The organism is Streptosporangium sp. NPDC087985 (genome assembly GCF_044741965.1).
Classification (GTDB): domain Bacteria; phylum Actinomycetota; class Actinomycetes; order Streptosporangiales; family Streptosporangiaceae; genus Streptosporangium.
On the sequence record NZ_JBIUTQ010000007.1, the window covers coordinates 271,500 to 277,830 of the forward strand.

The following is a 6,331-nucleotide window of genomic DNA, read 5'->3' on the forward strand; positions in this document are numbered from 1 at the left end:
CGTATGCGAAAAATCATTCCTGTTTGTATGGATTGGTCGCGGGAAGGGCTATCGCAGCGAGCGACTGAAGGCCGGCTGTCTCATCGACACCAGCGCATATCACCCACGCTTATCTCGGCACGGAACCAAGATCGGGGGGGACGGATGAGCGAGATGGTGGGCGAGAGCCTCGCCAGGCGACTTGTGGAGTGGGGAATCGACACGATCTTCGGCCTACCCGGCGACGGCATCAACGGCCTCATGGAGGGATTCCGCCGCCAGCGGGAGAAGCTACGGTTCGTGCTGGTGCACCATGAGGAGGCAGCCGCCTTCATGGCGACCGGGTACGCCAAGGCGACGGGCCGGCTGGGCGTGTGCGCGGCCACATCGGGGCCCGGCGCGATCCACCTGCTCAACGGACTGTACGACGCCAAGCTCGATCACGTACCCGTGCTCGCGCTGACGGGGATGCAGGAGACCTCGGTCCTGGGAACCCACTACCAGCAGGAAGTCCATCTGGACCGGCTCTACCAGGACCTGGCGGCCTACAATTTGATGATCACCAATCCTCAGCAGCTTCCGGGAGTGGTGGACCTGGCGATCCGCACGGCACTGGCCAAGCGCACCGTCGCGCATCTGACCTTTCCCAATGACATCCAGGTGGCCGAGGTCGGCGAGGATCCCTATCGGCACGTCGGCCCGGGCAGTCCGCCCGCCAGCGTCCCGACCTACTCTCAGCCGCCGCTGCGGCCCGCGGAGGAGGACCTGGTCAGGGCGGCCGAGACCCTGCGGCAGGGAGAAAAGGTCGCAATGCTCGTGGGGGTCGGAGCTCGGCACGCGCGGGAGGAGGTGCTGGCCGTCGCGGACAGGCTGGCCAGCCCGATCGTGAAGACCCTTCCGGGAAAATCCGTCGTTCCCGACGACCATCCGCTGACCACCGGAGGTCTCGGGCTACTGGGTACCAGACCCAGCGAGGAGCTCATGGAGGAGTGCGACACGCTGTTCATGATCGGCACGTCGTTCCCGTACTCCACGTACCTGCCCTCACCGGGCCAGGCACGGATCGTCCAGATCGACACAGCGCCGGACCTACTCGGCATGCGCCTGCCCACAGAGGCTCCGGTGGCGGCCGACGCCAAGCTCGCTCTCCAACAGCTCCTACCGTCCCTGGAACCTGCGTCGGACCGGTCCTTCCTGGAGAAGTACCAGCGGAAGATGGCCGCCTGGCGGGCGGATATGGAGGCGCTGGAAGACCCCTCCCGTGACCCGATCGCTCCGCAGTACGTCATCGCCTGCCTGGACCGGTCCGCCGCGGACGACGCGATCCTCACCTGCGACTCCGGCACCATCGCGACCTGGGCGGCGAGGCACTGGACGATCCGCGGCGGCAGGGAGTTCTACCTGTCGGGCAACCTGGCCACCATGGCGCCGGGCCTGCCGTACGCGATCGGCATGCAGCACGCCTATCCCGGCCGCCAGGTGATCGCCTACGTCGGCGATGGCGGCTTCGCCATGCTGATGGCCGACTTCCTCACCGCCGTACGGCACGAGCTGCCCATCAAAGTCGTGATCAACAACAACAACGCCTACGGGCAGATCCTCTGGGAGCAGATCGTCCTGGGTTTCCCTGAGTACGAGGTGCGCCATCGGCCGCCCGAGGCCGACTTCTCCACCTGGGCGCGGGGCTGTGGCGCCTACGGGGTCAAGATCAAGGATCCCAAGGACGTCCCCGGCGCGATCCGCGGGGCCCTCGAACACAACGGCCCCGCCCTGGTGGACTGCGACGTCAATCCCAACGAGCCGCCGATGCCGGGAAAGGTGAGCTACGAGCAGGCGAAAGCCTTCACCGAGGCCTTCCTCCGGGGGCAGCCGCACAAGGCCGCCATCCTGGCCACCGTGGCCCGAGACAAGATCAACAGACTGCTGTGATGACTACGGTCCACTACCTTCCCGATCCGGTCCTGCGTCCGCCCGCACCGGCGGAGCAGGTGGACCTCGCCGCGCTCGAACGCGATCTGGCCGCAGCCGTCGACGGAGAGGTCCGCTTCGACGCCGGCGAGGCGGTGGGCGGCCCACGCCGGGATGATCGATGGCGATCGAGCTGGTAGCGAGGGCCTACCAGATACCCACCGACGCGCCGGAGGCCGACGGGACCTTCAGCTGGACGAGCACCACCGTGGTAGTCGTCCAGGCCGGCGCCGACGGGGTGGTCGGCCTGGGATGGACCTACGGGCCTGCCGCTGTGATGTCCGTGGTCGCCGATCTCCTGGCGCCCCGGGTCCGCGATCTCGACGCCGACGACGTGCCAGGCGCGTGGCTGGCGATGCAGCACCGGTTGCGCAACGCCGGACGGCCGGGCGTCGCCGGCATGGCGTTGTCGGCGGCGGACTGCGCGCTGTGGGATCTCAAGGCCCGCCGCCACGGCCTGCCGCTGGCACGACTGCTCGGGACCGCCCGCACGGCCGTCCCCGTCTACGGCAGTGGCGGTTTCACCACCTACGACGCCGAGCAGCAGCATCGGCAACTGGCCCACTGGACTCGCGAGCAGGGTATCCCCCGAGTAAAGATCAAAATTGGTGAGTCCTGGGGGCAGCGGACGCACCGGGATCTGGACAGGATGGCCGCGGCCCGCCGTACCATCGGCGACGACGTGGAACTGTTCGTCGACGCCAACGGTGCCTATACCTGTAAGCAGGCCATCCGGGTCATGCACCAGGCCGCCGATCTCGACGTGTGCTGGTTCGAGGAGCCCGTCTCCTCCGACGACCTCCAGGGACTGGGGCGCGTCCGCGACGCGGTGCGCGCCGACGTGGCAGCCGGTGAGTACGGCTACGACCTTGTCTACTTCAAGCGGATGGCTCCCTTCGTCGACTGTCAGCAGATCGACGTCACCCGCTGCGGCGGCATCACCGAGTTTCTGCGGGCGGCCGCCGTGGCCGCGGCGCACGGCCTGGACGTCTCCGGCCACTGTGCGCCCCACCAGCACCTGGCGGTCGCCGCGGCCACACCGAACCTGCGTCACCTCGAATGGTTCCATGATCATGTTCGGATCGAGGCGATGTTGTTCGACGGCACCCGCTCGCCGGAAGGCGGCGTCCTCCCGGTCGGCCGCGAGGCTCCAGGCAACGGATTGGCTCTGCGGGAATCCGCCGCAGAACGCTGGAGGATGGCCTGAGGGTGCGAGCGGTGGTGAGACGGACGGTGAGCCGATGACAGGGGATGGCAGCTCCGGAGTCGTCAGGAAAACACACGACGGGAGACAATGCCGCGTCCCACATCGTGCCCGCACCAGAGGCGGAAGCGATCACCCGGATGGAGATATTCGATCGCTTCCTCGTCGGTGAACGCGATGGTCACGACGTGGTTCCTGTCGCCGGGGGCCAGGGGCTCCTCGTCGTCCGCCGTGATCGCCGCGGCGAAGGGCCGGCTCTGCACCTTGGGCTCTTTACCCCGGCAGGCGCAGACCACCAGAGACTGGGTACGGCTGGACAGTCCGTGAGGCAGACCGCCCTCCTCGGACGGCAGAAGCGTGATCAACGCTCTGACCTTGACCTGGCTCATCACCCGTCACGACCTTTCGAAGGAGATCGACGGTGGTCGCGCCGCCCGGAGCTGCTCTCGAAGACGGGAGCGCGCCCTGGAACGGTTACGGAAACCACATATCCGTAAGAGGCCCAGCTCGGCAGCCCCCGTGATTGGGCCTGCTCGCTTGGAAGCGCCGGAGCGGAGCCATACACTCCCGCGCGGAGAACTCCCCATCCCTCTTCCATTCTTCACCGTTTTCTCCACAGGTGAAAGCGGGGCGGTGTGAACGAGAAGCGGGTAGCTCGGGCCCTGTGCCCGCGTGCCCATACCAGGCCGCCCAAGCCCGCTGCGAGAACCGAGGCCGCGGTGAGCAGTCCGTGATGCTGGGAGGCCCAGAGCTGGACGCTGTGCGTTTTGGCCTTGTGATCGAAGGGGCCGTGCGCCCCTTGATCGGTACCAGGCGCCTCGTCGGCCGGCCGCCACAGATTGGGTGGTTCCCGGTGAGTCACCTCGGTGGTCTGCTGGGAGTCATAGCCCGTCCAGGCCAGGTATCGGTCCAGGATGCCGGGGACCACCGCGTTGGCGAGGAGCGTCGCCGTGGTCGAGCCGCCGACCCAGTATTCGCGCCGTCGTGGGTGGTCTGCCGCGTAGAGGATCGCGTCGGCGGGGATCTCGGGCTGGTAGATCGGGGGGACGGGCTGGGGATGGCGGGGCAGGCGTGACAGCACCCAGTCGAACTGCGGCGTGTTGACCGCCGGCATCTGCACCATGGTGACCCGTACGTTGCTCTTGTCATGCAGTAACTCGCAGCGCAGTGACTCGTTGAACCCCTGGATGGCGTGCTTGGCCCCGCAGTAGGCGCTCTGCAGGGGAATCCCCCTATACGCCAGCGCCGAACCGACCTGGACGATCACGCCGTGATCGCGAGGGAGCATCCGCTCCAACGCGGCGCGTGTGCCGTTCACGAAGCCCAGATAGGTGACCTCGGTCGCGCGGCGGAACTCATCCGGTGTGATCTTCATGAAGGGGGCGAATATCGAGGAGAAGGCGACATTCACCCACACGTCGATCGGGCCGAGCTCGTTCTCGATTCTGTCGGCGGCGGCGTCGACCTGATCGTGGTCGGCTGTGTCGGCCTCGATGGCCAGCGCCTCGCCACCCGCCTGGCGCACGTCACGCGCAGCCCCTTCCAGGCCGTCAGCGCCACGTGCGAGCAGCGCCACAGCGTCGCCCCGGTCGGCGAAACGGCATGCGGCGGCCCGGCCGATGCCCGCACTGGCTCCAGTGATCACCACGACACGTCGGCCGTCTCGCGTTGTCATAGCTCGACTCCCATTGACTCACGGCGAGATGGCGAGGTACAGGCTGACGAGCAGAATGAGTTCATCCGTCACCCGGGCGGCAGCACTCGAGGCTGCACGATCATATGCCGCCCGCATCTCGCCGAGGTCGGGATGGCATTCCAGACCAGTGGACCTGATGGTGAGTACCACCGCCTTCCGACTTCATGTGTGGCAGTGATCGCCATACCCGGCAGAAACCGACAGAACACATTAGATGCAGCAATCTTCTTATAGAGGAATTATCTGTGTTGAGTGGCTGAGGTTCCTGCTGAGGCCTTCTCGGCAGGCATCGATGAGCCGGCCGGACGCTGAACCATGCTCGATTGACCTGGCTTCTTGAAGGGCGCAGGCCTCGTCCTTCAGGGCAGGGTAAGCCCGGAGCGGTCGCGCATGTTGGGGAGCCTGTCCGCCCCGGCGGAGACGAGGGTGGCGAGGGGTCTGCCGGGGTGTTCGCCTCACCCGCCGAACCGCCCACGGAGTCGAGGGTGCCGGTACGGGTGGCCCGGCCGGTCGAAAAGTTTTCGAACACGCCTGCGTTCCCGCCGATGCCGTGACAGCATGAGCGCATTCGGTAACCATCCGTTGTTCAACGGAAACAAGGGGTGATTTCATGCTGGCCGGCCGCCGCTACCGGCTGGAGCTCACCGCCGACCAAGCCCTGTTCGCCGAGCGGATCGGCGGGATCTGCCGGGCCGTGTGGAACACGGCTTTGGAGCAGCGCCGCGCCTACCGGCGGCGGGGCGCGTCCATCGGCTACGCCGAGCAGTGCCGCCAGCTCGCCGCCGCCAAAACCGACTTCCCGTGGCTGGCCGAGGCGCCGTCGCACTGCCTGCAGCAGACCCTCAACGACCTGGACCGCGCGGTGGCCACCCACGGGGTGGGGCGGGTGCGCTGGAAGTCCCGGCAGAAGACACCGCCGTCGTTCCGCTTCCCCGAGGGCAAACGCCTCACCGTCGAGAAGATCAACCGCAAGTGGGGCCGGGTCAGGCTGCCCAAGTTCGGCTGGGTCCGCTTCCGCCGGTCGCGCCCGCTGGGCGGGCAGGTGCGCTCGGCCACCCTCACCCGCGACGGCCGCCACTGGTTCATCAGCTTCCTCGTCGAGGACGGCCACCCCACCCCGCAGACGCACGACGGTCCGGCCGTCGGAGTGGATCGGGGGGTGGTGAGCGCCGCAGTCACCAGCGACGGCGAGTTCTACGACCGCCGCAACGTCACCTCAGCGGACGTCTCCTCTTTCCACCCTCCGGCCGAGGACAGAAAGGAGCGGGCCGCAGAGCGCGGGTATCTCAGCGCCGGGGAGGCCAAGCGGCGTCTGCGGCTGCAGCGCCGGCTGGCCCGCAGCCGCCCGGGCGGCAGCGGCCGCAGACGGGTGGCGGCGAAGCTCGCGACGGTGATGCGGCGGGTGCGGCGGCGACGCGCGGACTTCAACGCTCAGGCCGCGCACCGGCTCACCGCCCGCTACGGGCTCATCGTGCTGGAGGATC

At 67.8% G+C, this 6,331-nt stretch carries 6 protein-coding genes; 4 read left to right on the top strand and 2 right to left on the bottom strand.

Features of this window, described 5'->3' with window-relative positions:
* The first annotated feature begins 144 nt into the window (after positions 1-144).
* Genes ACIN94_RS17425 through ACIN94_RS17435 form a run of 3 tightly spaced genes read left to right on the top strand, consistent with a single transcriptional unit; the run spans position 145 to position 3,154 of the window.
* Positions 145-1,908 carry a thiamine pyrophosphate-dependent enzyme gene (locus ACIN94_RS17425; protein ID WP_400706615.1) on the top strand — a complete coding sequence of 588 codons (1,764 nt, stop codon included), beginning with the start codon at positions 145-147 and terminating at the stop codon, positions 1,906-1,908.
* Entirely contained in the window at positions 1,908-2,087 is a 180-nt protein-coding gene (locus tag ACIN94_RS17430) for a hypothetical protein (protein ID WP_400706618.1), read from the top strand. The genes ACIN94_RS17425 and ACIN94_RS17430 overlap by 1 nt, the downstream gene beginning before the upstream one ends.
* On the top strand, positions 2,069-3,154 hold the full coding sequence (locus ACIN94_RS17435) for an enolase C-terminal domain-like protein (RefSeq protein ID WP_400706621.1): 1,086 nt from the start codon (positions 2,069-2,071) through the stop codon (positions 3,152-3,154). The genes ACIN94_RS17430 and ACIN94_RS17435 overlap by 19 nt, the downstream gene beginning before the upstream one ends.
* A 62-nt stretch (positions 3,155-3,216) precedes the next feature.
* Here ACIN94_RS17435 and ACIN94_RS17440 read toward each other — a convergent pair whose 3' ends face one another.
* Both ACIN94_RS17440 and ACIN94_RS17445 read right to left on the bottom strand, forming a co-directional pair.
* Positions 3,217-3,540: a hypothetical protein gene (locus tag ACIN94_RS17440; RefSeq protein ID WP_400706624.1), complete on the bottom strand. Its 324-nt coding sequence runs from the start codon at positions 3,538-3,540 to the stop codon at positions 3,217-3,219.
* 212 nt (positions 3,541-3,752) lie between these two features.
* On the bottom strand, positions 3,753-4,826 hold the full coding sequence (locus ACIN94_RS17445; protein WP_400706627.1) for an SDR family oxidoreductase: 1,074 nt from the start codon (positions 4,824-4,826) through the stop codon (positions 3,753-3,755).
* A gap of 631 nt (positions 4,827-5,457) precedes the next feature.
* Between ACIN94_RS17445 and ACIN94_RS17450 the strand changes: the two genes are divergently transcribed.
* On the top strand, positions 5,458-6,331 hold an 874-nt coding region (locus tag ACIN94_RS17450; protein WP_400706630.1), incomplete at its 3' end, for an RNA-guided endonuclease InsQ/TnpB family protein.

What these genes read in the sequence shown, in the direction of transcription:
- ACIN94_RS17425 (WP_400706615.1), top strand. Translation starts at nt 145, where the DNA reads ATGAGCGAGATGGTGGGCGAGAGCCTCGCCAGGCGACTTGTGGAGTGG.
- ACIN94_RS17430 (WP_400706618.1), top strand. Translation starts at nt 1,908, where the DNA reads ATGACTACGGTCCACTACCTTCCCGATCCGGTCCTGCGTCCGCCCGCA.
- ACIN94_RS17435 (WP_400706621.1), top strand. Translation starts at nt 2,069, where the DNA reads ATGGCGATCGAGCTGGTAGCGAGGGCCTACCAGATACCCACCGACGCG.
- ACIN94_RS17440 (WP_400706624.1), bottom strand. Translation starts at nt 3,540, where the DNA reads ATGAGCCAGGTCAAGGTCAGAGCGTTGATCACGCTTCTGCCGTCCGAG.
- ACIN94_RS17445 (WP_400706627.1), bottom strand. Translation starts at nt 4,826, where the DNA reads ATGACAACGCGAGACGGCCGACGTGTCGTGGTGATCACTGGAGCCAGT.